The following is a 23,086-nucleotide window of genomic DNA, read 5'->3' as shown; positions in this document are numbered from 1 at the left end:
TTCGATGACCGGATCGGGAGGCGAGGACCTCGTCATCCGTGCGGTGGGGCCGGCGACGGAGGGCGGGCGCTTGCCGCTCTCGGAGCTCGCCCGCCTGGCAGGCGGGCTGCAAGCGTCGCTCGAGCGGATCGCACTGAGCCTCAGCGGCAACACCAGTCGTCCTGGCCGCCGGCCACGGGAGATCGTGGATGCCGTGCGGCTGGACTTTGTGGGTTTCCAGCAGGGTTCGGCCGTGCTCCATATCTCCCGCACCGGTCGAGTCGGGTCCGACGACCTGCTCGGCAGCACCCTCGATGCCTTGGAGGAGGGCGTCAAGAGTCTCCACCAGGACCCGTCAGCGCTCCCTCCGCACTTCACTCCGCAGGTCATCAACGGCATCCGGGAGCTGACCGGTGGGGTAAGCGCCGGCGGCGTGACACGCATCGACTTCTTCCGCGGCGGAAGAGTCCGGTTCACCCTCGACGAGGCATTACAAAAGGCGGTTCGGTCAGTGCAGACGGAGTCGATTCATCAGGCGATAACCGTGGTCGGTCGGTTGCACATGGGCGACTTCTCGCCCGCGGGGCTTCGCTGTCGCATCGATACCTACGCCGGGAGCGTCCTGTGCGACTTCGCGCCCGATCTGCGCGACGCCGTGCTGGACGCGATGGACCAGATGGTGATGGCCGACGGCACCGGTGAGCTCGACCCGAATGGTGTCTCCGTTCATCTGTTGCACCTGACCAGGCTGGGCATGCTGGAGACCGCTCGGCCGCGATCTCTGGGTGAACTGGCTCGGGAGCAGGGGATCCGCCCGGTGGCCTCGCCGGACGACTTCGACGGATCCACCGTCGAGGACTTCGACGCCTTCCTGGCCGCCGTTCGTTCTGCGCGTCTGGGCGACGAATGAAGTTCGTCGTCGTCGACACCGACGCCTTCTCGCACCTTTCGTTCAACAGCGCCAACGCTGACACACTGGTTTCCCACCTGACCGAAGCGGTTCCGGTCATCAGCTTTACCACGGTTGCTGAGGTGCACTTCGGCGCGGCGAAGGCCGGTTGGGGGCCGCGCCGAGTCGACCGGTTGGAAGAGGCGATCCGCAGGTATGTCGTCGCGCCGTTCGATCAGGACCTCGCACGGCTCTGGGGCAGGCTGAAACATCAGGCACAGCAGGCCGGACACGCGCTCGGGCACAACAGTCAGACCAACGACCTGTGGATCTGTGCGACGGCCATCTATCACAACGCACCGCTGCTGACGGTCAACCGGCGACACTTCGAGAACTTCCCGGGTCTGGTCCTGCTCGTTTGAGGAACGCGACGGCGGGCGGTATTCGCCACAACGGGGGCTGGGCGCGAGCGGAGTGGCTTAACGCGTGCTTAGCTTTTCGCATGATCGGTGACTCCCTCGACCCGGCCCGCCTGCAGGACGTTCTGGACGGGCGGTGGGCGCACATCCGGCAAGCGGTGCGGGACGAGCTCGGCAAGGCCGGGTTCGCCGCCGTCCACGGGGAGACCGGGGACGAGGCCCGGGCCCGCATCTCCAGGCTGATCCGGCAGATTCCGACCGATGTCGGGGTGGCCTCGGCGTTTCCGCGGGCCTACGGCGGGTCGGACGATCCGGGTGGTTCCGTGGTGGCGGCCGAGATGCTGGCGTACGCCGATCTGTCCCTGATGGTCAAGGCCGGCGTGCAGTGGGGCCTGTTCGGCGGCGCCGTGGTGGCGCTGGGCACCGAGCGGCACCACGAGGCCTACCTGCGCGGGATCATCGCCACCGAGATCATGGGTTGTTTCGCGATGACCGAGACCGGACACGGCTCGGACGTGCAGAAACTGCGGACCACCTGCACCTACGACCCGGCGACCGAGACCTTCGACCTGCACACCCCGCATCAGGCGGCCCGCAAGGACTACATCGGCAACGCCGCGCGGGACGGCCGGATGGCGGTGGTCTTCGCCCAGCTGATCACCGAGGGGCGCAGCCGGGGCGTGCACGCCTGGCTGGTGCCGATCCGGGACGCCGACGGCAACCCGATGCCGGGCGTCACCCTGAGCGACGCCGGGCACAAGGCGGGTCTGCTCGGCGTCGACAACGGCCGGATCAGCTTCGATCACGTGACCGTGCCGCGTGACATGCTGCTCGACCGGTACGGGCAGGTCGCGGCGGACGGCACCTACAGCAGCCCGATCGAGAACGACACCCGTCGCTTCTTCACCATGCTCGGCACGCTGGTCCGTGGCCGGGTCACGGTCGGCGGCGCGGCGTCGGCGGCGACCCGCGCGGCGCTGACCATCGCGGTCCGGTACGGCGACAGCCGCCGGCAGTTCGAGGTGCCCGGCGACGAGCGCGAGGTGCTGCTCAACGACTACCTCGCCCACCAGCGCAAACTCCTGCCGGCGCTGGCCACGTCCTACGCCTACGCCTTCGCCCAGGAGGAACTGGTCGGCACCCTGGCCGACGTGCAGGCCGGCTCCGGCCCGGTCGACGAGCACCGGCAGCGCGAGCTGGAGTCCCGCGCCGCCGGCCTGAAGGCGATGCAGACCTGGCACGCCACGCACACCATCCAGATGTGCCGGGAGGCCTGCGGTGGCGCCGGGTACCTCTCGGAGAACCGGCTGCCGGCGCTGAAGGCCGACACCGACGTGTTCACCACCTTCGAGGGCGACAACACGGTGCTCCTCCAGCTGGTGGCGAAAGGTCTGCTCACCGGTTATCGGGACGCGTTCGGCTCGCTCGACGGCTGGGGCCGGACCACGTTCGTCGCCGAGCAGGTCCGGGAGATGGTGCTGGAGCGCACCGCGGCCCGCGGCCTGATCCAGCGGCTGGTCAGCGCGGTCCCGGGCCGCGACGAGGAGGTCGCGGTCACCGACCGCGGCTGGCACCTGACCATGTTCGAGGACCGGGAGAAACACGTCCTGGAGGGCGCCATCCGCCGCCTGCGCAACGGCGCCGCGACCAAGAAGGACCGCCCCTTCGCGATCTTCAACGACGTGCAGGACCACGTGCTGAAGACCGCGACCGCCCACATCGACCGGATTACCCTGGAAGCCTTCGTCGCCGGCATCGAACGAGCCACCGACCCGGCCACGAAAGCCCTGCTCAACCGCGTCTGCGACCTCTACGCGCTGACCACCATCGAGGCCGACCGGGGCTGGTTCCTGGAGCACGGCCGCCTCACCCCGGCCCGCTCCAAGGCGGTCACCGCGGTCATCAACGACCTGCTCGCCGAACTCCGCCCGCACATGCGGACCCTGGTCGACGCGTTCGCGATCCCGGACGAGTGGCTCAACGCCGCGATCCTCCGCGAGGAGCCGGGCCGCCAGGAAGCGATGGCCGAGGAGGACACGCGCGTTTCGGCCGTCTGATTCCTTTTCGGTACGACTCGTAGTCCCGTGGCATCGGCTCGCGACGCTGCGGCCCACCCCGGACCGCCACGCGTGTCGTGCGGATCCGCTCGCCGCACGCAAGACTCCGGCCCACTCCCGACCGCCCCGCGCCCCACCCCGCGGCTGGCTCCCACGGCCCTATCCAAGCGCGCAAAAGGCCCATGAGTGCCAGCCCGAGTTCTCAGGCTGGTTCCCACGGCCCATTCCGGGCGTGCGAAAGGGCCGCGACGGCCAGCTCGACAACCCGGGCTGGTTCCTAGGTGTTCTGCCCAGAGAGGTTAGGAACGCGGCTGGCGGGTGAGCCGCCGATGGCGGAGTGGTAGCGGTGGTGATTGTAGGTGTGCAGGAAACGGGGTAGGGCTTTGCGGCGGGCGTTTTCGCTGGTGTATGGCTTGGAGTAGGCCCATTCATCGGCCAGTGTGCGGTGGAAGCGTTCAACTTTGCCGTTGGTCTGCGGCCGGTAAGGACGCGTCTTTTTCACGGTGACGCCCAGTTCGGCGCAGGTCTCGCGCCAGAGGCGGGAGATGTAGCAGGAGCCGTTGTCGGTCAGTACCCGGGCGATGCTGATGCCGTGGCCGGCGAACCAGGCGTGGGCGCGTCGCCAGAAGGCGGTGGCGGTCTCTTTCGTTTCGTCGGCCAGGATTTCGGTGTAGGCCAGGCGGGAATGGTCGTCGAGGGCGGTGTGCAGGTAGGCGTAGCCGAGCCGGGCGCCGCCGAACCTGTCGGTGCGGTGCCCGGTCGTGGCGGTGCGGTTGAGTTTGCCCTGGGCGCGGCCTTGGGTGCGCCAGCCGCCGCCGTCGGGGATGTTGCCGAGTTTCTTGACGTCGACGTGGATCAGATCGCCGGGCGCTTCGTGTTCGTAGCGGCGGACCGGTTCGGCGGTGGCCCGGTCCAGATGCGTCAGGGGTACAGCACCGGCCCGGCGCAGGATCGCGTGGCAGGTCGAGGCGGGCAAGCCGAGTCGCCAACCGATCCGGACCGGGCCCAGGCGCTGGCTGCGACGTAGATGCAACACTCGTCGTTCGATCGGCCGGGGTGTGCGGCGGGGACTGTGACGCGGCCGGCTGGGCCGATCGCGCATGCCGGCGGCGCCCTCGCTCTGGTAGCGGTCGGCCCAGCGTTTCGCTGTCGTCGGGCTGACCTGGAACCGATCCGCGGCCCGCCGTAGCGACCAGCCGTCATCGACGACGCACCGGGCCAGCCTCAATCGGCCGCGTTCGGTCAACGGAGCGTTAGCGTGGGGCACGAGGACCTCCCGGGTGTGGTGTGGAACCTTCGACAAGCTCCACCTCACCCGGAGGTCCTCACCTATTTCAGCAAGTCAGCCCCGTTACCAACGTCCGTGAGCAGAACACCTAGGGCCCTATCCGGGCGTGCGAAAGGGCCGCGAGCGCCAGCCCGAGTCCCCCCCGGCTGGTTCCCATGGCCCTTTCCGGGCGTGCGAAAGGGCCGTGACGGCCAGCTCGACAACCCAGGAGCTCGGGCTGGTTTCTAGGGCCCTATTCGGGCGTGGGATAGGGCTGTGAGGGCCAGCTCGACAACCCGGGCTGGTTCCCATGGCCCTATCCGGGCGTGGGGAAGGGCCGTGAGGGCCAGCTCGACAACCCGGGAGCTCGGGCTGGTTTCTAGGGCCCTATCCGAGCGTGGGGAAGGGCCGCGAGCGCCAGCCCGACAACCTGGGCTGGTTCCTAGGGCCCCTGTCCGGGCGTGGGGAAGGGCTGTGAGGGCCAGCTCGACAACTCGGGCTGGTTTCTAGGGCCCCTGTCCGGGCGTGGGGAAGGGCTGTGAGGGCCAGCTCGACAACTCGGGCTGGTTTCTAGGGCCCTATCTGGGCGTGGGGAAGGGCCGTGAGGACCAGCTTGACAAGCTGGGCTGGACGTCACGGCCCTTTCGGGACGCTGGATAGGGCCGTGAGGGCCAGCCGGTGAGGGGGAGCGGACCCGCACGACACGCGTGTCGGTCCGGACGGGACGCGGTCTTGCGAGCCGGTTGCCACGGGGCTGCGAGTCGTACGGGAAATGGGGTTGCGGGGGAGGAAGCGGTCTTGGGGTGAGCCGCGGAGTTGAAGTGGAAAGGGTCTGCGGGGGAGGAAGCGGTCTTGAGGTTAGCCGCGGAGTTGAAGTGGAAAGGGTCTGCGGGAGAGGAAGCGGTCTTGGGGTGAGCCGCGGAGTCGGAGTTGGAGACGGTTTGCGGGGGAGGACGCGGCCTTGGGTGAGCCGCGGAGTTGAGGTGGAAACGGTCAGCGGGGGAGGAAGCGGCCTCTCGGGGTGCCGCGGACCTGGCCGTCGGCGTAGGCGAGGTGGCCGCCGACGATGGTGGCGACCGGCCAGCCGCGGACCTTGCGGCCCTCGAACGGGCCGTGCTCCTGCTCGACGTGTCGCCGGCGGCCGCCAAGCCCACGCTGCACGTCTCCAAGACCAGCGGTCTGAAGAACGGCGACTCGATCACCGTGTACGGCACCGGGTTCACCAAGAACCTGGAGAACATCGCGCTCGGCCAGTGCGTGAAGAACCCGGCCTCGTCGACCGACTGCAACCTGTCCGGCGGCGCGGAGTTCGTCTCGTCCGACGCCGCCGGCAAGACCAAGACGGTGACGTTGAAGCTGGCCACCACGTTCAGCGGGCACAGCTGCGGGACGAACGGCTGCGTGATCGCCGCCCAGCTGCTGCCGTCGAGCAACCCGGCGGACGTGGTGGCGGCCAACAAGGTGCAGGTGGCGATCACGTTCGGCAGCGGATCGGGCTCCGGCGGCTCGACGACCGCGATGCCGGCGTCCTCGTCCACGGCCGCCACCGGCTCGACGACGACCGACTCCGGCGCGCTGCCCAAGACCGGGCCCGGACTGGAGTGGGCGACCATGGGCCTGATCGGGACGGCGCTGCTGCTGCCCGGGTTCGGCCTGCTGGCGATGCTCCCGGCCCGGCGCCGGAGGATGGCCGGCGTCCGGTGAGGTGACGGGGCGGTTCAGGGTCGTGGGGGCGGCTTTGCGCGGGGCGGTCCCCACGACCCCGATCCGGCCCTCGTTCAGAAGCCGGTCGTGTCCCGCAGCCCCGGGTCCCCGTCGAACCCGAACCAGACGGCGGCCAGGATGTAGGCGACGTACATCCACGCGCCGGACGCGAGGATGCCGGCGATCGCCTGGCCGCGGCCCGGCTGACGGGTCTTGTTGATCTGCGTGACCGCCATGAAACCGAAGATCAGGCCGAGCGGGAACAGGCCGATGATGCCGGTCACCAGGGAGAGGGTGGCGTACCGGTTGGTCTCGCCGACCGGCGCGGGCGGGAAGGCGTGCGGCGGGAAGTAGGGGGACGGGTAGTTCGGCGCGGCTCCGTAGGGGACCGGCGGGTAGGCGGCGCCCTGGTCGTAGCCGGGCGGGGCGTAAGCGGGCGGCGGGTAGCCCGGCGCCGGGTAGCCGGGCGCTGGATAGGCCGGAGACTGGGCGGGCGCTGGGTAGTTCGGCGCGGGGTAGGCCGGAGGCTGGGCCGGCGCCGAGTAGTCCGGTGCGGGGAAAGCGGGCCGGGGCTGGTCCGGCGCCGGGTGGGCGGGTGGCGGATAGGCCGTCGCCGGGAATCCCGGGGCCGGGAACGGTGTGGTGGGCGCCGGCGGCTGATAGGCGGCGGGCGGCTGATAGGCGGTCGGCGGGGTCGACGGGTACGGCGTCGTCGGCTCGCCGGGCGGCAGGTAGGCCGTGGGCGGCATCCCGGGCGCGGCCTGTTCTCCGGCCGAGTAGGGCGTCGTGGGCGATTCGCCCGCCGGATAGGCCGTGGTGGCCTGATGTCCCGCCGGGTTCACCGTCGTCGCCTCGCTCGGGCCCGGCGTGGCCGGCAGCGTCGGGTCGGCCGAGGGCAGCACGGCCCGGCCGGGCGTGTAAGACGGCTGGGTCGGATCGCTCGGTGGCGTCCCCGGACCCGGCGTGGATGACTGCTGATCGCTCACTCCCGGACGTTAACAACAAGCAAGATCAACAGTTACCCCTGCCGAATCTCGACTTGGCAACGGCACACCCGTTCGTGGTTAGCATCGCGGCATGCAACCGGTGAGTTATGTCGAGGGCGACGCGACCGCGCCCCTCGGCGACGGGCCACGGATCATCGCGCACGTCTGCAACGACATCGGCGCCTGGGGCCGGGGCATCGTGCGGACCATCTCCCGCCGCTGGCCGGAGCCGGAGCGGGAGTTCCGCCGCTGGCACGCCGCCGGGCAGGCCGACCGCCCGTTCCGGCTGGGCGCCGTTCAGCTGGTGCCGGTCGCCCCCGATCTCTGGGTGGCGAACATGGTGGGGCAGCACGGCATCGTGACCGAGCGCGGCCTGCGCACCGCGACCGGCTACGACCCTGCCGCCGGCCCGCCGGTCCGCTACGAGGCGATCCGCGAGTGCCTCACCACCCTGGTGACCCACGCCACGACCCACGACGCGTCGGTGCACATGCCCCGCATCGGCTGCGGCCTGGCCGGCGGCGACTGGGCCGAGGTCGAGCCCCTGATCCGGACCACCCTGTCCGAGGCCGGCATCCCCACGACCGTCTACGACCTGCCCGCGTCGCGCTGATCATGAACAGCACCGTGCCGCGGTCAGTGGTCGCGGAGGAGGGAGCCGGCGTTGTAGACCTTGTCGTGGATCCCGTTGTCGCGCAGCGCCATCCACCACGTCGCGGCGTTGATGGCGATCACCGGTTTGCCCAGCCAGCGTTCGGCCTCGTCGGCCAGCCGGACCATGGACAGGTTGGTGCCGCACTGGACGATGGCGTCCACGTCCGGGCCGTCGACCGCCAGGATCGCGGCGCGCAGCTCGTCCTCGGTGACGTGGGCGATGGAGACCGCGGTCGGGCACTTCAGGCCCTCGATCGCGGTGACCTCGAAGCCGATCTCGCCGAAGAACCGCACCACGTTGGCGTCACCCACCGGCTGATAGGGAGTGACCACCCCGATCCTGCGGGCGCCGTGCAGCGTGAGGGCCCGCTCGCAGGCCTCGGCGCCGGTGGCCACCTCCAGCCCGGTGATCGCCTTGATCTGGGCGACGAACTCGCGGTTGCCCTCGACCCCGCCCCAGAACGTCTCGGCGGACATGCCCATGACCATGTAGCCGGGCTCGCAGGTCAGGACCCGCTCGCAGGCGAAACCGATCTCGGCGCGGATCTGGGCCAGCAGGTTCTCGAAGTGGGCGTCGTCGGAGAGATCCTGGTCGCGGATGTGGATGCGGGAGAAGTGCGCGGTCACGCCGGGCACCGTCATCGCGGCGAAGTCCGGCTCGACGATGGTGTTGGTCGACGGGGCGATCACGCCGAACTTGCGGCGCCACCCGAGGGTGTCGGTCATACGGATTCTCTTTCGTCATCGGCCGCGAGCGCGGGAGAGGCGGGTGAGCCGGCACGAGCCGCGGCCCGCGTGGTCAGCCACGCGGCCACCAGCAGCAACGCTTGCGCCGAGGTGTTCAGGGACTGCTCCAGCCACTGATAAGCCAGCGTCTCGTGCGACGGTGACTGCCGCAGCGGGACCAGCGACGTCACCAGGACCAGCCCGAGGACGAAGAACGACACCGCCCACCACTGCCGATACCGCGCCGCCACGATCGCGCCGAGCACGCTGACCGCCGTCACCGCGAAGGTCGCCACCACGAACATCGGATGCAGGCTGCCGGCCGCGGCGGACCCGCCGACGCCTATCAGGAAGGCAACGGCAAAAGGCCAGATCTGCGTACGCCCACCGCGCCGAATCGTCACCGCGAGCGACCACGAGAGCAGGCACGCCCCCGCCGCCATCAGCGGAAACAGCGACTGCTCCAGCACCGCGAGATCGCCCCCGCCGCTCGCGTAGACCAGCTTCCACGCGCACTTGGCGGTCCCGCCGAGCCCGATCAGCACCGCTCCGGCGACCCCGGCCCGCCGCGCCGCCTTCGCGGGACCCATGCGTCCCAGCAGCGCGAATCCCAAAAATCCCACGATCACCGGCACGAAGTCTTCGAGCGCCAGGACTACCGGATACTCCATCGGTCTCACGTCCCCGCGAACAGATCGCGCTTGCGGAACGCCGCCGTGGCGAACCGGAACGCTGCCTTACGGTTCGTCAGCGGACGGCGAACCCCAATTCGCCGAGGCAGTCGGGCCGCACCTTGCCGGACTCCCGGGCCAGCAGCGTGGCCAGATCCTGGATCGCGATGTCGATCGCGTCGGCGACGCGGGTCAGCGCGGTCAGGCGGTCCGGCAGCGGCGTCGTGGCCCAGCGGCGCTGGTCCGCGTCGGCCCGGCGGACGATCTCGTCGACCGCCTCGGGGGAGGTCACCGGGACCTCGCCGACGATCTCTGCGAAGCGGGCCGGGTTCTCCCGCTCGATCACGCCGCCGCCGGCCTGGGTCGCTTGTCCGATCGCGCCGCCGGGCGGGCTCGTTTGCCGGGTCGTGTCGCCGCCGGGCGGGCTCGCTTGCCGGGTCGTGTCGTCGCTGGGCGGGCTCGCTTGCCGGGTCGTGTCGTCGCCGGGCGGAGGGGGCTGAGCATGGAGCTGCGGATCAGTGCGGCGCGGGCCCGGACCGGGTCGGCGGCGGTGGCGCGCAGCGAGTCCAGGTGGGCGGCGCGGGCGACCGGATCGGTGGCGCGCATCCGCTCGTAGTTCTGGTGCGAGACGGTCTGCACATACTCCAGCGCGATCCGGCGGCGAGCGCCGGCGGCCGCCTCGACCGCGGACTCGTCACCCGCGGCCAGGGCCGCGGCGTAGGCGATCGCGTCGTGGATCCCGGAGTTCATCCCGAGGCCGCCGAGCGGGTTGTTGACGTGCGCGGCGTCGCCGGCCAGCAGCACCCGGCCGACCCGGAAGGCGGCGGCGACGCGCTGGTGGACCCGGTACATCGAGGCGTGCGCGATCCGCCACGGACGACCCGGATCGTGCACGCCGCGCAGCCGGGCGTCCAGGCGGGCGTACTCCGCGGCGTCCGGCGTCTCGGACGGGGTGGGCAGCAGCACCCGCCAGTGGTCCGGCGTGCGGAGCAGCACGCACCACTCGACCGGGTCGAAGACGTAGTTGACCGAGACCAGGTCCGGCAGCCAGGCGCTCAGCTCCTCGTCGGCCGAGGCGACCAGGAAGCGTTCCGGATAGGTGATGCCGTCGAACTCCACGCCGATCGCGCGGCGGGTGGCCGAGTGGGCGCCGTCCGCGCCGATCAGCCAGGCCCCGGCGACGCTCCGGCCGTCGGCGGACCGCGCGGTGACCCCGTCACCGGTCTGCTCGACACCGGACAGGTGCCAGCCGTAGCGGATCTCGGCACCGTCCTCGCGGAGCAGGTGGTCGCGCAGGATCGGGGTGAGTTTGGACTGTTCGCACTGGAGGCGGTAGGGATAGCGGGTGTCACCGGCCAGGACTGCCAGGTCGAGCAGGGCGATCAAGCCGGCGCGCCGATCGCGGTAGGCGAAGGTCGGCGCGAGCAGGCCCCGCTCGTGCAGCTCGGCGCCGACGCCGAGATCGTCGAGCATCTCCAGGGTCGGCGGGTGGAAGGTCGACGCGCGAGACTCGGCGGCCAGGCCGGCGCCGGACTCCAGCACGGTCACCGGGAAACCGCGCCGGGCCAGCGCCAGGGCCGCGGTCAGGCCGACCGGCCCGGCGCCGGCGATCAGGATGCGGTTCACGTCTGCAATCTCCCGGGGACGTAACGGGCGTCCAGGTCGAGGGCGTCGTCCTGGCCGACCAGGGCGGTGAAGGCGGCCCACGGCATCCGCTCGACCGCGTCGGCGTTGCCGCTCTCGCCGATCGCGCGGTAGGTGATCGACGCCGCCCGCATCGCGGCGAGCAGGGCGGCGACCGGGTGCAGGACCAGGCGCACGCCGACGGCGAGCAGGTCCGCGTCGGTCCAGGCGGGCTGGTTCGGTGCGGCTTCGCTGAGATTGACCACTATGGGTACGCCCGGAAGCGCCGCGTGGATGGCGGCGAGCTCGTCGATCTCCGACACGCCCTCCGGGAACACCGCGTCGGCGCCCGCCTCGGCGTACGCGCCGCACCGCACGATGGTCTCGGCGAGTCCCTTCACGGCGTACGCATCGGTCCGGGCGATCACCGCGAGCTCCGGGACCTGCTCGGTCAACGCCTTGATCTTGGCAGCCGCCAGGCCGATGTCGATCACCTCCTTGCCGGCCAGGTGCCCGCAGCGTTTCGGGCTCACCTGGTCCTCCAGGTGCAGCCCGGAGATCCCGGCCCGGCTGTAGGCCAGACCGGTCCACACCGCGTGCACCGGATTGCCGTAACCGGTGTCCGCGTCCGCCAGCAGCGGGACGCCCTGCAACGCCGGGACCAGCGTGGTGGCCCGGTCGGCGATCTGCGTGGCGTGCACGAAACCCAGGTCGGGACGGCCCAGCATGGTGGCCGAGACGGCGGCGCCGGACAGGTGCACGGCCCGGTGCCCGGCGGCCACGGCGAGCGCGGCGGTCACCGGATCCCAGACGCCGGGCACGTGGGTGACCCGGTCGATGGCGAGAAGCGTGCGAAGCGCGGAAGCGGTCATGAGCGATTGTGCAATGCGAATCCGTTTTCCACACCCACCACCCGGGGGTTGGTGAAGAACCGGCCCGGATCCGCTTCGCCGTCTCCAGCGCGGCGGCCTCGTCGGTGCCGATCACGTAGCCCTCCAGGCCGTACCGCGTGCCGTTGGCCAGGGCGACGGCTTCGTCGATCGTGGTGTACCCGTGCACCGCGGCGACCGGGCCGAAGATCTCCTCGGTGGTCCGGGCCGGATCCGCGCCGGTGACCAGGGCCGGTGCGAGGAAGTTGCCATCGCTTTTCATCGCGGCCTCGTGTGTGGTCCCCCCGAGCCTCTGCATCGCTTGTACTACGGCCGCCTTGTGACCGGAATGGATCAGCGGGCCGTAGTCGGTGCCCGGATCGGCCGGGTCGCCGGCGCGCAGGGTGGCGATGCGGTCCAGGATCGCGCCGACGACGGCCTGCTCGCGCCCGGCCGGGACGATCAGGCGGCCCAGGGCGCGGCACCACTGCCCGTTCAGGGTGGTGAGCAGGTCGGCGGCGGCGCGGGCGGCGACCTGCTCGTCGGCGTCCGGGAGGACGATCAGCGGGTTGTTGCCGCCGAGTTCGAGCTGCACCGGCTTGATGTCGTAGGCGCAGGCCGAGGCGACCGCGCGCCCGCCGGACAGGCCGCCGGCGAACGAGACGGCCCGGATCCGGGCGTCGCCGACCAGGTGGGCGCCGGTCGCGGCGCCGCCGTGCACCAGCTGGAACAGGGCGGGCGGGGCGCCGGCGGCGCGCAGGGCGGTGTCGATCGCGACGGCCAGGCGTTCGGTGCCGAACGGGGCGTACTCGGAGGGTTTGAGGATGGTGGGACAGCCGGCCGCGAGGGCGTTGGCGACCTTGTGGGCGGCCATCGGGGCGGGGGCGTTCCACGGGACCAGGCAGGCGGCGGGGCCCCAGGGGAGGCGTTCGACCAGGACTTCGCGGCCGTCGTCGCGGGTGGCGGTGCTGGTCAGCAGGCCGGTGCGGAGTTGGGCGGCGGCCAGGGCGAAGGCGCCGGAGAGGATCGTGCCGAGCGGGGTGGTCTGGCGGATCGGGACACCGGTGGATCTGGCCTCCCACCGGACGATCTTGGAAACAGCGTTACGCCCAAGGTAACGAGGTCGGCGCGGGGCTATCAATGCCCGATCGGTACAGCGTTTCGCGGTGCGAAATGGCAGGCTAGAGTTCGGCAAGGTTTGTTCCGTTCCCGTTCCGGGGGAGTTTCGACATGCCAGGCCGAGCCGCTTCGACGCCCGCCGCCGCGTCCGCCGCGTCCAAGGACGAGGGTCAGTCGCGGTCCATCGCCGCGGTCGAGCGCGCCATGGACGTCCTGCTCTACTTCGGTCGCGCCGAGCAGCCCGACCTCGGGGTGACCGAGATCGCCACCGCGCTCGGCCTGACCAAGGCCGCCGTGCACCGCATCCTCACCGCGCTGCGCAGCCGCGACCTGATCACCGTCGACCCGGCCACCCGGCGTTACGCCCTGGGGCACGCCGCCGTCGCCCTGGGCCGGGCGTACCTGGCCCGCACCGACGTGCGCGCGATGGCGGCCCCGGAGCTCAAGCACCTCTCCGAGCGCACCCACGAGACCGCGACGCTCTCGCTGCGCCGCGGCGACACCCGGCTTTACGTCGACCAGGTGGTGCCCGACCAGGAGCTGCGCCTGGAGGTCAGCCTCGGCATCCCGTTCCCGCTGAACGCGGGGGCGTCGTCCAAGGCGTTCCTGGCGTTCCTGCCCGACTTCGAGCTGGAGGCGTACCTCACCCGGCACCCGTTGGCGGCGGTCACCGACAGGACGATCACCGACCCGGCGAAGCTGCGGAAGGACCTGGCCGGCGTACGCAAGAAGGGTTTCTCGACCTCTCTCGGTGAGCGGCAGGCCGGCGCCGCGTCGATCGCGGCCCCGATCTTCGACCACGACGGCCGGGTGGTCGCGGTGATCAGCGTGGCCGGGCCGGCGCTGCGCTTCAAGCCGGACGCCGACGCGGACGTGGTCGCCGACCTGCTCCGGTGCGCCGGCCGGATCAGCGCCCAGCTGGGCTACTCGGGCTAGAGGTTCGCCATCGGTTTGGCCACGCCGAGCAGGCCGGCGAGCAGAACCGAGATCCAGATCGCCCAGACGTACGGCAAGCAGCCGTTGACACTGCTTTTCAGTGTCGTCTCGGCCGGGTCGCCGGACCCCAAGGCGTTCGCGTCCGAGGCCGCGGTGAGCTGCGCGCTGAACGCCATGCAGGTGCACGGCGGCTACGGCTACTCCCAGGAGTTCGTGGTCGAGCGCCTCTATCGGGACGCGCCGCTGATGATGATCGGCGAGGGCACCAACGACATCCAGCGGGTGGTCATCGCCCGGTCGCTGCTGTCCGGCAAGGCCGCGATCGGATGAGATCTTTCCTGTACGTGCCGGGCAACCGCCCGTCGATGCTGGCGTCCGCACTGACCCGGGGCGCGGACGCGTTGATCGTCGACCTGGAGGACGCGGTACCGCCCGCCGAGAAGCTGTCCACCCGCGCCGCCGTCGCCGACTGGCTCGCCACCCTGCCCGCCGGCGCCCCGGTCTGGATCCGCGTCAACGCCGGCCCCTGCGCCGCTCCACCCGGGCCCTGAAACGCCTCGGCTTCCACGGCCGAGCCTGCATCCACCCGGCTCAGCTCCCGGTGGTCCACGAGGTCTTCACACCCACCCCGGCCGAGCTCGCCGCGGCCCGGGACCTGATCACCCGTTTCGACGCCGCCGGCGGTGGCGTCTGCCTCGACGCCACCGGCCGCATGGTCGACCTGGCCGTCATCCGCAACGCCCGCCGTATCCTGTCGAGCGCCGCATCATGATCTTGAAGGATGGGCGGGGTTGCGATCGAGCTACCGGGCGGTACGCTCACGCGATGTTCGACGAGGCGGTACTGGTCGGGGTTACGGCGTTCTGTGCGGGCGCGGAGGCTCCGGCCGGCGAGGAGATCCGGGAAAGCCTGCTCAGCGGTGGTGTGGAGCCGTGGCTGGCGGAGCGGCTCATGGTCTTCCTGCCGCTCGCGTTCGGCCGCCGGGTGCTCGGCGGCGTCACCGTCGACGCGACCTTCGTCGACGGCGGCACCCCCCGGCCGCTCGCCGGGGATCCGGTCTTCGCGTCCGCCGCACGGATCGCGCAGCTGGCCGGGCAGGCCGAGACCGCGCGGATCGCCGGTTACAGCCACGAGGTCGCCGCGGTCAGCCAGGCACTCCAGGGCGGCGCCAAGGTCGAGGAGATGACGCTCGGGCCGATCACGCTCGACGAGGCCCTGCCCCCGCTGGGTTCCGGCAGCGGTGGCGTGCCCGCGCCGTCCTCGGTGTTCGCGCACTGGATGGCCGCTTACGGGGTGCCGGTCGGCGACGACCTGCGGGTGGGTGACGCCCAGTTCCGGGCCACCCTGACCCCGCACCCGCGCCCGGCGCCCGGGCTGGTCGTGGCGCAGGTGAACTTCGCGGTCGACCACCCGGCGCTGGCCCGCCCGTGGATGGTGGAGAGCTGCGTCGGCGTGGCCGGCACCTGGAAAGACGCGATCTTCCAGAGTCTGGCCATGTTCGAGCGGGCCGTGGCCTATCCGATGATCGCCGCCCTGCTCGATCGCCGGGCCGCCGCCGACCACGTGCTGGTCGAGCGTTACTCCCACCCCGGTGGCGAGTTCGAGCTGCTCCTGGGCCCGCAGGTGGACCTGTTCGCGACCGAGCCGGTGCCGTCCGCCGAGCCGCTGCTCGACCAACTGCTGGCCGCGCTCAAGGATGTCCCGCTGAGCCGCGCGGTGCACGCGCTGCGCTTCTTCACCGCGTATCAGGACGGCCGGTTGCTGACCAACGAGGTGTTCCTGGACGGCGAGCCCTGGGAGACCGGCATGAAGGTCACCGCCTCGGCCGCCGCGCCGCTGCCCACCGGCCCGGTCGGGGTCCGAGTCTTCGCCTTCCTCACCCCGGCCGGTTGAGGCCGGCGAGGGCTATCGTCCGACCGTGACCGCTGATCTCCTCGCCGACTTCGTGCGCGCCGACCGGGACCGCGACCTCGGCCTGTACGGCATCCACGTGCACCGGGACGGCCACGAGCCGCTGACCCACCGGTTCCGTTCCGACGACCGGGTCAACCTGTACTCGGTGGCGAAGACCTTCACCTCGGTCGCCGCCGGCCTGGCCGAGGCCGAGGGCCGCCTCAGCCTGGACGACCTGCTCCTCGACCACTTCCCGGAGCTGCGCCCGATCGCCGCCGACGGTTTCGACCGGGTCACCCTCCGGCACCTCATCACGATGACCAGCGGCAGCACCCACAGGTGGTTCGCGGACATCCGGATCGACGCCGCGGACCTGCTGCACGAGTTCCTCGCCGCGCCCCTCGACGCCGAGCCCGGCAAGCGCTTCTCCTACACCGGCTCCGGCCCGTACGCGATCGGCCGAGTCCTGGCCCGAGCCACCGGCGCGAATGTCCGCGACTACCTCATGCCCCGCCTGTTCCGCCCGCTCGATCTGCACAACCCGGCCTGGCACACCTGCCCCCTCGGCTTCCCCTTCGCCGAGAGCGACCTCTTCCTGCGCACCGAGGAACTGGCCCGGTTCGCCCGGCTGCTGCTGCACCACGGCGAGTGGGACGGACGTCAGGTGATCCCGGCCGAGTACGTCCGCCGGATGCCGGTCGAGACCGTGGACACGACCAGCTCGGCCGAGCACGGCGAGCAGTTCACCCACGGGTACGGCCTGGGTGTCTGGCTCAGCGGCAACGGCACGTACCGGATGGACGGCGCCTACGGCCAGTACGCGGTGATCGCCCCGGAGAAACGCGCCGTGATCACCGTGACCGCGCACTGCGACCACGACACCGACGTGCTCACCGCGATCCACGAGCTGGTCCTGGACCGGCTGTGAGCGCCGCCCGCTGGGCCGGGTCCAGCCGATCCGCCCGGACCTCGACGCGGTAGCCGGCCTCGGTGCGCCGGAGCGCGAGCGGATCGGCGATCCCCGGCTCGCTTTCCAGCGCCGCCAGAGCGCTGGCGACCCGCGGAGCGGACCAGCCGAGCGCAACGGCCAGGTCGCCCGCCGTGCGCGGCGTCCCGGCGTGGACCAGGGCGGCCAGCACGGTCAGCGCGTCGTCGTCCGGCACCCGGCTGTCCCGCATCTGCTCATTCAGCCACCCGAAGAAGCGGCTCATCCCGGCCAGCCGCGCACCGGCCGCCGTCCCGGGCCCGACGATCTCGGCGCCCCGCAGCGCCGCCGCCGCGAGATCGGCATGCGCCGTGGTGTCGGTCCGCCAGGCCCGGGTCCACACGTCGTCGACCACCAGGTATCGCTGCCGGCGGCTGCCCCGCTCCACGTGCCGGGCGATCAGGTCCATCACCTCCAGGTAGCCGATCGCCTTGGACACCGAGGCCGGGCTGACCGCCAGTTCACGGGCCAGCTCGGCGGAGGTCATGCTGCCGGACTCGTGGAGCAGCAGGCAGACGAAGACCCGTGCACACATCCGCGGCATCCCGGTCCCGGCCAGCAGCGCCGCGAACTCCTCCCGGAACGGCGGTGGCTCCGGCACCGCGCGCCGGGCCGCGCCCGGCCGGCGGCGCGGCGCACGGCGCGCCGCCGACTCGTGCGCCTGCCCGGCCAGGTAGTCGCCGGGGATGCCGTTGCGGGCGACCTCCCGGCTGATCGTGGACGTCGGCCGTCCCAGCAGCCGGGCGATCTCCGCATATCCCAGCCCGTCGGTCAGCCACGCCGCGATCCGCTCCCGATCGTCGAGGGTGAGTCTGGTCCTCGGCACGCCCGCTCCTTTGCATTAACCGGCATTCCTGTTGCAACGATTGAGTTTTAGCAGCTCAGAATGCTTGCATCTTATTGACGAAATTCTGAATGCAACATAGTTTCCGGGCATGTACGTCATGGCGATTTCCACGATCACCGACGACCGGGGCTTCTGGGACGGTCTCAAACGGGCGCACGGCCAGCTGCCGCACGGCAGTCGATGGACGCTGGCGGTGGCCAGCACCGACGGGGCCAAGGCGGTGAACATCATCAGCCACGAGTCGATCGACGCGGTCCGGGCCGTCGTCGAGGAGCACGCCGGCCGATTCGCCACCACGGAGTACTACGAGGCCGACGCCGCCAACGCGGTCGGCCTGGCGGGATAGCGGCCGTGCCGATCGACCTGACCGGCATCCCGGAGCGGGTGGGCGAGCTGCTCGCCGAGTACCGGATCCCGAGCGCCGTGCTCGGCGTCCACCACGACGGCGAGACCGCCGAGTTCGCGGTCGGCGTCACCGACGTGACCACCGGGTCGCCGGCCACCACCGGCACGGTCTACCAGGTCGGCTCGATGACCAAGACCTGGACGGCGCTGGCGTTCCTGCGCTTCGCCGACGAGGGGCGGGTGTCGCTGGACGAGCCGGTGCGGACCTGTCTGCCCGGCTTCCGGGTCGCCGATCCCGAGGTCACCGCCCGGGTCACGCCGCGCCACCTGCTCCAGCACACCAGCGGGATCGAGGAGGAGTTCGGCGATCCCGGCGAGGACGACGACGTCTACGAGCGCATGGTGGCCGGCATCGCCGGTGCACCCCAGGTGCATCCGCTGGGCCACACCCACGGGTACAGCGCCGCGCTCGGCTACGCGATCCTCGCCCGGATCATGGAGGTGCTCGACGGCCGGCGCTGGGACGACATCCTGGCGGACCGGGTACTCCACCCGCTCGGACTGACGGACACCACCAGCCGTCCCGCCGACGTGGACCCGAGCCGGGCCGCGAAAGGACACCTGCCCGGTCCGATCCGCACGCCGGTGGACCATCTGCCGCGCTGCTACGGCCCCGGTGGTGGCATCAGCTCGACGATCGGCGACGTGCTGACGACCGCTCGGTACCTCCTCGACGGACCGGTCCACCGGCTGGGGCGGTCACGCGTGCCGGTGCCGGATCCCTACATGTTCGGCCCGGCCTGGGCCCTCGGCCTGATCGTGTGCGACTGGCACGGCGAGACGGTCTACGCCAGCGACGGCAGCACCATCGGCCAGAACGCCCGCCTGCGCCTCCTCCCGCAGCGGAACCTCGCGATCGCGATGCTCACCAACGGCGGACCCCGTGAGCCGTTCTACAAAGAGGTCTTCACCGAGATCCTGGCCCGCCTCGGCGCACCCACCATTCCCGCCCTGCCCGGACCCGACCTCACGCTCGACCTGAACGTCGCCGACTACGTCGGCGTCTACCGGCGTCCCGGAATCAGTTACGAGGTGACCGCAGCCGGCGGCCGGCTCCAGCTCACCGAGGCCGTCGACCCCGTGCGGGCACGGCTGCTCGGCCGCCCCGAGCGGATCACCCACGACCTGTTGCCGATCAGCGACACCCACTTCCTCGTGCCGGCCACCGACCCGCAGCTGGACCCGCAGACCGTCGCGATCTACGACCAGGGCCGCTACCTGCACACCAACTGCCGCGTCCATCCGAGAGCCGGCTAGTCACGCGGCGTGGGATTCCCACGTGGCGTACATGCCGGCGTAACGGCCGCCGGCCGCGATCAAGGCGTCGTGCGTGCCGGACTCCAGGATCCCGCCGCTGTCGACCACGATCACCCGGTCGGCGCGGCGGGCGGTGGAGAGGCGGTGCGCGACCAGGATCGCGGTCCGGCCCTCGAGCAGTCGCTGGACGGCGGCCTCCACCCGCAGCTCCGACCGCAGGTCGAGGCTCGACGTGGCCTCGTCGAGGACGACCACGCGCGGCGCCGCGACGAACACCCGGGCCAGCGCGATCAGCTGCCGCTCGCCGGAGGAGACCGACTGGCCGCGCTCGTGCAGGACGGTGTCGAGGCCGTCCGGGGAGCGGTCGACCAGGTCGCGCAGGCCGACCGCGTCGACGGCGGCGTCGATCTCGGCGAGCGAGGCGTCCGGGCGGGCGAAGGCGATGTTGTCGCGCAGCGTCCCGGCGAACAGGAACGGCTCCTGCGGCACCACGCCGACCTGCCGGTGCAGCGACTCCAGCGTCACGTCGCGCAGGTCGTAACCGTCGATCAGCACCGTGCCCCGGTCCGGGTCGTAGAGGCGGGCGACCAGCTTGGCCAGCGTCGACTTGCCGGCGCCGGTCGGGCCGACGCACGCGACCGTCTCGCCGGGCGCGATGCGCAGAGTGACGTCACGCAGCACGGGACGGTCCACGTCGTACCCGAAGGAAACCTCGCGCAACTCGATGCCGCCGCTCGCCGGCGGCAGGATCGTGGCATCAACCCTTTCCGGTACGCCCGGAGCCGTCCCGAGCAGCCCCCGCAGCTTGCCGAGCGCCGCCCGCGCCTGCTGATAGTTCGTGTAGAGCTGCACCAGCTGCTGCACCGGCTGGAAGAACGCGTTCAGATAGAGCACGAACGCGGTCAGCTCCCCGATGGTCAGCTCCCCGCGCAGCACCATCCGCCCGCCGATGAGCAGCAGAGCCGCCAGCCCGAGCAGCCCGATCACCGAGCTCCCGGGGCCGTAGATCGCGTTGATCTTCCCGGTGTGGTCGTTGGCGTCGCGGTACTTCCCGACCACCTCGCGATGGTCGGCGACGCTGCGCCGCTGCTGGTTGTGCGCGGTGATCACCCGGACGCCGTACAGGCTCTCGGACAGGTGGGAGAAGAGCGCCGCGATGGCGTCCCGCTGCCGGTTGTAGCCGTGGTCGGCGGCCCGCCGGAACCAGATCGACAACGCCGCCAGCGGCGGGATGACCAGCAGCAACGTGATCGCGGCCAGTTCCGGGTCGTAGTGCACCAGCACCGCGGTGACCACGACCATGGTCAGCCCCTGGATCAGGAACTGGGCGAAACCCTCCTGGAGCAGCTGCTGCAACGCCTCCACGTCGGAGGTCATCCGGGTCATCGTGACCCCGGCCTTCTCCCGGGTGTAGAAGTCCAGGCTGAGCCGCTGGAGGTGGCTGAAGACGCGGACCCGCAGGTCCCGGGTGACGTACGCGGCGAGCCGGCCGCTCTGCCGGATCCGCACGCCGGAGGCGACGGCGGTGAGGCCGACCGCGGCCAGGAACGCGACCGCGGCCATCACCAGCACCGGGACGTCGCGGGCGACGATGCCGTGGTCGATGCCGATCTGGACGAGCAAGGGACCGGCCTGGAGCAGCAGCGCCTCGGCGAGGACCGCGACGGCGGCGGCGGCCAGGACGGCGGGCCGGTTGATCAGCATCGACCAGAGGGTGAGCCGGCGGTCGTCCGGCTGCTGGTGGAACGGCTCGTGCGGTGCCTCCGTCGTTGGCTCGGCGGCCTCCAGGCGAGCCACGCCGACGGCGAGTTCGGCCGGGATGCCGGCGAACGGGGTGCCGCTCTGACGGTCGCGGCGGCCGGCGCCGACGCCGCCCATGCCGCCGATCGCGCCGGTGCCGGGACCGCCGCCCGGCCCGCCGAAGCCACCCCCGAACATGCTCATGCAGGCACCTCCTCGTCGGACTTCGTCGCGGCCAGCACCTGGGCGTATCGGGGTTCGGAGGCGAGCAGCCCGGCATGCGTCCCGTCAGCGACGACCCGCCCGTCGGCGATCAGCACCACCCGGTCGGCCAGCCCGATGGTCGCCAGCCGATGCGCCACCATGATCGTGGTCCGCCCGCTCATCAGCGCCCGCAACGACTCGTGGATCTCGTGTTCCACCCGCACGTCGACCGCGCTGGTCGCGTCGTCCAGGATCAGCACCGGCGGGTTGACCAGCAGCGCCCGGGCGATCGCGACCCGCTGCCGCTGCCCGCCGGACAGTGTGTAGCCCCGCTCGCCGACCACCGTGTCGTACCCGTCCGGCAGCTCGCGGATGAACTCGTCCGCCCCGGCCGCCACCGCCGCCGCGACGACCTGGTCGCGGTCGGCCGCCGGTCGGCCGAAGGCGATGTTGTCGTGCAACGAGACGGAGAACAGGAACGGCTCGTCCGGCACGATGCCGACCCGGTCCCGCAGCGTCGCCAGCGGATAGTCGCGCACGTCGACGCCGTCCAGCAGCACCTGCCCGCCGGTCACGTCGTAGAAGCGGGCGGCCAGCCGTCCGATCGTGGACTTGCCGGAGCCGGTGGCCCCGACCAGGGCAACGGTCTCTCCGGGCCGGATGTGCAGGTCGAGCCCGTCGAGCCCGACGGTGCCGTCGGGGTAGGTGAAGCGGACGTCGCGCAAGCGCACCTCGCCGCGCGCGGGCGGCGCGGCGGCGTCCACCCGGTCGGTGATATCCGGTGCGGTGTCCAAGATGTCGTAGATGCGCTGCGCGGACGCCGCCGCCCGCTGCCCCATCATGATGATCATCCCGAGCATCCGGAACGGCGGCTGCAACATCAGCACGTACGAGTTGAAGGCCACCACCGTCCCCACCGTTGCGTGCCCCTCCAGCACCATCAACCCGCCCACCAGCAGCACCAGCGCCAGCCCCAGCCGGGGCAGGTTGTCCATCACCGGAATCCACCGGCTGCGCAGCTTCGCGTCCGTGGTGTACGCCCACCGCACCCGATCCGCCGCCCCCGCCAGCGTGTCGATCTGCCGCTGCTCGCCCGCGAACGCCTTGACGATCCGGACGCCCTGGATGTTCTCGTCGACCACCGTCGCCACCCCGGCCAGCCGCGCCTGGATCAGCCAGGAGACCGGGAAGATCGCCTTGCGCATCCGCACGCCGAGCACCGCGATGGCCGGCATGGTCAGCATCGCCACCACGGCCAGGAGCGGGTTGATCGAGACCATCAGGGCGAACGCGATCCCGGCGATCGTGCACTGCACCAGGATCGACGGGCCGAACGTCAGGTACATCTGCACGGCCCGGATGTCGGAGGTGGCCCGGGACATCAGCTCGCCGGACTGCACCCGGTCGTAGAAGCCGTACGACATCCGCATGAGGTGGCCGAAGACGACGTTGCGCAGGTCGTACTCCAACTCGTACGCGGTGCGCAGCAGGTAGAGCCGGGCCAGATAGTTGATGACGCCCTGGACCACGGCCAGGACGGCGATCAGCCCGGCGTACGTCGCCAGGCTGCCGGTGCGCTCGACCAGGGCGTCGTCGATGCCGACCCGGACCAGGTCGGGGATCTGCACCTGCACGATCAGCCCGGCGAAGGAGAGCACGAGCGAGGTGATCAGCAGGGCCCGGTGTGCCCGGAGCAGCGGCCAGGCGCGTCGCAGCCAAGTCTTCGCGGGGTCGGGGTCGATGCCGGCTTTCGGGGCGCGGCGGGGAACGGCTGGCAAGCGGCGCTCCTTACAGCGGGGGTGCTTAGCTTAGCTAACGATATGGCCGAAGAAAAACCCCGGCGACGCCGCCGGGGT

General features: G+C 71.4%; 23 protein-coding genes and 1 pseudogene. 13 read left to right on the top strand and 11 right to left on the bottom strand.

Going from position 1 to position 23,086, the window contains the following annotated elements; translation table 11 throughout:
- The first annotated feature begins 4 nt into the window (after positions 1–4).
- The 3 genes from Aiant_RS07135 to Aiant_RS07125 all read left to right on the top strand — a co-directional run bounded on the left by Aiant_RS07135 (position 5) and on the right by Aiant_RS07125 (position 3,344).
- Complete coding sequence (locus Aiant_RS07135; RefSeq protein WP_189332786.1) at positions 5–889, top strand: hypothetical protein; 885 nt, start codon at positions 5–7, stop codon at positions 887–889.
- Positions 886–1,290, top strand: a complete 405-nt coding sequence (locus Aiant_RS07130; RefSeq protein WP_189332787.1) for a type II toxin-antitoxin system VapC family toxin — start codon at positions 886–888, stop codon at positions 1,288–1,290. Before Aiant_RS07135 ends, Aiant_RS07130 begins: the two co-directional genes overlap by 4 nt.
- Before the next feature lie 80 nt (positions 1,291–1,370).
- Positions 1,371–3,344: an acyl-CoA dehydrogenase family protein gene (locus Aiant_RS07125; RefSeq protein WP_189332788.1), complete on the top strand. Its 1,974-nt coding sequence runs from the start codon at positions 1,371–1,373 to the stop codon at positions 3,342–3,344.
- Between the two features lie 277 nt (positions 3,345–3,621).
- Here Aiant_RS07125 and Aiant_RS07120 read toward each other — a convergent pair whose 3' ends face one another.
- A complete protein-coding gene (locus tag Aiant_RS07120) occupies positions 3,622–4,611 on the bottom strand; it encodes an IS481 family transposase (RefSeq protein ID WP_212847155.1) in 990 nt (329 codons plus the stop codon).
- A gap of 1,053 nt (positions 4,612–5,664) precedes the next feature.
- Here Aiant_RS07120 and Aiant_RS07115 point away from each other — a divergent pair.
- A complete protein-coding gene (locus tag Aiant_RS07115; RefSeq protein WP_189336874.1) occupies positions 5,665–6,315 on the top strand; it encodes a neocarzinostatin apoprotein domain-containing protein in 651 nt (216 codons plus the stop codon).
- Positions 6,316–6,389: 74 nt separating this feature from the next.
- Here the strand turns inward: Aiant_RS07115 and Aiant_RS07110 are convergent, their stop codons facing one another.
- On the bottom strand, positions 6,390–7,301 hold the full coding sequence (locus tag Aiant_RS07110; protein WP_189336875.1) for a DUF4190 domain-containing protein: 912 nt from the start codon (positions 7,299–7,301) through the stop codon (positions 6,390–6,392).
- Positions 7,302–7,392: 91 nt separating this feature from the next.
- Here Aiant_RS07110 and Aiant_RS07105 point away from each other — a divergent pair, with 91 nt between their 5' ends.
- Entirely contained in the window at positions 7,393–7,914 is a 522-nt protein-coding gene (locus Aiant_RS07105) for a macro domain-containing protein (RefSeq protein ID WP_189336876.1), read from the top strand.
- Positions 7,915–7,937: 23 nt separating this feature from the next.
- Here the strand turns inward: Aiant_RS07105 and Aiant_RS07100 are convergent, their stop codons facing one another.
- The 6 genes and pseudogenes from Aiant_RS07100 to Aiant_RS46980 all read right to left on the bottom strand — a co-directional run.
- A complete protein-coding gene (locus tag Aiant_RS07100) occupies positions 7,938–8,681 on the bottom strand; it encodes a maleate cis-trans isomerase family protein (RefSeq protein ID WP_189336877.1) in 744 nt (247 codons plus the stop codon).
- Positions 8,678–9,352, bottom strand: a complete 675-nt coding sequence (locus tag Aiant_RS07095) for a hypothetical protein (protein WP_189336878.1) — start codon at positions 9,350–9,352, stop codon at positions 8,678–8,680. Before Aiant_RS07095 ends, Aiant_RS07100 begins: the two co-directional genes overlap by 4 nt.
- A 76-nt stretch (positions 9,353–9,428) precedes the next feature.
- Positions 9,429–9,698, bottom strand: a complete 270-nt coding sequence (locus Aiant_RS07090; RefSeq protein WP_189336879.1) for an aldehyde dehydrogenase family protein — start codon at positions 9,696–9,698, stop codon at positions 9,429–9,431.
- Positions 9,695–10,978, bottom strand: a complete 1,284-nt coding sequence (locus Aiant_RS07085) for an FAD-dependent oxidoreductase (protein ID WP_189336880.1) — start codon at positions 10,976–10,978, stop codon at positions 9,695–9,697. Before Aiant_RS07085 ends, Aiant_RS07090 begins: the two co-directional genes overlap by 4 nt.
- Complete coding sequence (locus Aiant_RS07080; protein WP_189336881.1) at positions 10,975–11,847, bottom strand: isocitrate lyase/PEP mutase family protein; 873 nt, start codon at positions 11,845–11,847, stop codon at positions 10,975–10,977. The genes Aiant_RS07085 and Aiant_RS07080 overlap by 4 nt, the downstream gene beginning before the upstream one ends.
- A gap of 115 nt (positions 11,848–11,962) precedes the next feature.
- Positions 11,963–12,985: pseudogene (locus tag Aiant_RS46980) on the bottom strand (aldehyde dehydrogenase family protein); the annotation flags it as partial.
- A gap of 89 nt (positions 12,986–13,074) precedes the next feature.
- Between Aiant_RS46980 and Aiant_RS07070 the strand changes: the two are divergent.
- The 6 genes from Aiant_RS07070 to Aiant_RS07050 all read left to right on the top strand — a co-directional run bounded on the left by Aiant_RS07070 (position 13,075) and on the right by Aiant_RS07050 (position 16,720).
- The gene (locus Aiant_RS07070) at positions 13,075–13,899 is read left to right on the top strand and encodes an IclR family transcriptional regulator (protein ID WP_189336882.1); all 825 of its coding nucleotides are present in this window, start codon (positions 13,075–13,077) and stop codon (positions 13,897–13,899) included.
- Positions 13,900–13,983: 84 nt separating this feature from the next.
- The gene (locus Aiant_RS07065) at positions 13,984–14,229 is read left to right on the top strand and encodes an acyl-CoA dehydrogenase family protein (protein WP_280528262.1); all 246 of its coding nucleotides are present in this window, start codon (positions 13,984–13,986) and stop codon (positions 14,227–14,229) included.
- Positions 14,226–14,450, top strand: a complete 225-nt coding sequence (locus Aiant_RS46440; RefSeq protein WP_268248875.1) for an aldolase/citrate lyase family protein — start codon at positions 14,226–14,228, stop codon at positions 14,448–14,450. Before Aiant_RS07065 ends, Aiant_RS46440 begins: the two co-directional genes overlap by 4 nt.
- A 50-nt stretch (positions 14,451–14,500) precedes the next feature.
- A complete protein-coding gene (locus Aiant_RS45480) occupies positions 14,501–14,671 on the top strand; it encodes a hypothetical protein (protein ID WP_229831491.1) in 171 nt (56 codons plus the stop codon).
- Positions 14,672–14,724: 53 nt separating this feature from the next.
- On the top strand, positions 14,725–15,792 hold the full coding sequence (locus Aiant_RS07055; protein WP_189336883.1) for a DUF6348 family protein: 1,068 nt from the start codon (positions 14,725–14,727) through the stop codon (positions 15,790–15,792).
- Between the two features lie 25 nt (positions 15,793–15,817).
- Positions 15,818–16,720, top strand: coding sequence for a serine hydrolase domain-containing protein (locus tag Aiant_RS07050; protein ID WP_189336884.1), 903 nt, complete (start codon positions 15,818–15,820; stop codon positions 16,718–16,720).
- Here the strand turns inward: Aiant_RS07050 and Aiant_RS07045 are convergent.
- Positions 16,683–17,603 carry a GbsR/MarR family transcriptional regulator gene (locus tag Aiant_RS07045; protein WP_189336885.1) on the bottom strand — a complete coding sequence of 307 codons (921 nt, stop codon included), beginning with the start codon at positions 17,601–17,603 and terminating at the stop codon, positions 16,683–16,685. The two genes, Aiant_RS07050 and Aiant_RS07045, sit on opposite strands and share 38 nt — an antisense overlap.
- 109 nt (positions 17,604–17,712) lie before the next feature.
- Here Aiant_RS07045 and Aiant_RS07040 point away from each other — a divergent pair, with 109 nt between their 5' ends.
- Both Aiant_RS07040 and Aiant_RS07035 read left to right on the top strand, forming a co-directional pair.
- Entirely contained in the window at positions 17,713–17,970 is a 258-nt protein-coding gene (locus Aiant_RS07040; protein WP_189336886.1) for a hypothetical protein, read from the top strand.
- Positions 17,971–17,975: 5 nt separating this feature from the next.
- On the top strand, positions 17,976–19,286 hold the full coding sequence (locus tag Aiant_RS07035) for a serine hydrolase domain-containing protein (protein WP_189336887.1): 1,311 nt from the start codon (positions 17,976–17,978) through the stop codon (positions 19,284–19,286).
- Here the strand turns inward: Aiant_RS07035 and Aiant_RS07030 are convergent, their stop codons facing one another.
- Together Aiant_RS07030 and Aiant_RS07025 are read right to left on the bottom strand one after the other, a co-directional pair.
- Entirely contained in the window at positions 19,287–21,230 is a 1,944-nt protein-coding gene (locus tag Aiant_RS07030) for an ABC transporter ATP-binding protein (RefSeq protein ID WP_189336888.1), read from the bottom strand.
- A complete protein-coding gene (locus Aiant_RS07025; protein ID WP_189336889.1) occupies positions 21,227–23,008 on the bottom strand; it encodes an ABC transporter ATP-binding protein in 1,782 nt (593 codons plus the stop codon). The genes Aiant_RS07030 and Aiant_RS07025 overlap by 4 nt, the downstream gene beginning before the upstream one ends.
- Positions 23,009–23,086: the final 78 nt, after the last annotated feature.

Source organism: Actinoplanes ianthinogenes (assembly GCF_018324205.1).
Lineage (GTDB): Bacteria > Actinomycetota > Actinomycetes > Mycobacteriales > Micromonosporaceae > Actinoplanes > Actinoplanes ianthinogenes.
The sequence above is the reverse complement of the archived record's forward strand: the minus strand, read 5'-3'. Positions and strand labels throughout refer to the sequence as shown.

What these genes read in the sequence shown, in the direction of transcription:
- Aiant_RS07135 (WP_189332786.1), top strand. Translation starts at nt 5, where the DNA reads ATGACCGGATCGGGAGGCGAGGACCTCGTCATCCGTGCGGTGGGGCCG.
- Aiant_RS07130 (WP_189332787.1), top strand. Translation starts at nt 886, where the DNA reads ATGAAGTTCGTCGTCGTCGACACCGACGCCTTCTCGCACCTTTCGTTC.
- Aiant_RS07125 (WP_189332788.1), top strand. Translation starts at nt 1,371, where the DNA reads ATGATCGGTGACTCCCTCGACCCGGCCCGCCTGCAGGACGTTCTGGAC.
- Aiant_RS07105 (WP_189336876.1), top strand. Translation starts at nt 7,393, where the DNA reads ATGCAACCGGTGAGTTATGTCGAGGGCGACGCGACCGCGCCCCTCGGC.
- Aiant_RS07100 (WP_189336877.1), bottom strand. Translation starts at nt 8,681, where the DNA reads ATGACCGACACCCTCGGGTGGCGCCGCAAGTTCGGCGTGATCGCCCCG.
- Aiant_RS07095 (WP_189336878.1), bottom strand. Translation starts at nt 9,352, where the DNA reads ATGGAGTATCCGGTAGTCCTGGCGCTCGAAGACTTCGTGCCGGTGATC.
- Aiant_RS07080 (WP_189336881.1), bottom strand. Translation starts at nt 11,847, where the DNA reads ATGACCGCTTCCGCGCTTCGCACGCTTCTCGCCATCGACCGGGTCACC.
- Aiant_RS07070 (WP_189336882.1), top strand. Translation starts at nt 13,075, where the DNA reads ATGCCAGGCCGAGCCGCTTCGACGCCCGCCGCCGCGTCCGCCGCGTCC.
- Aiant_RS46440 (WP_268248875.1), top strand. Translation starts at nt 14,226, where the DNA reads ATGAGATCTTTCCTGTACGTGCCGGGCAACCGCCCGTCGATGCTGGCG.
- Aiant_RS07055 (WP_189336883.1), top strand. Translation starts at nt 14,725, where the DNA reads ATGTTCGACGAGGCGGTACTGGTCGGGGTTACGGCGTTCTGTGCGGGC.
- Aiant_RS07040 (WP_189336886.1), top strand. Translation starts at nt 17,713, where the DNA reads ATGTACGTCATGGCGATTTCCACGATCACCGACGACCGGGGCTTCTGG.
- Aiant_RS07030 (WP_189336888.1), bottom strand. Translation starts at nt 21,230, where the DNA reads ATGAGCATGTTCGGGGGTGGCTTCGGCGGGCCGGGCGGCGGTCCCGGC.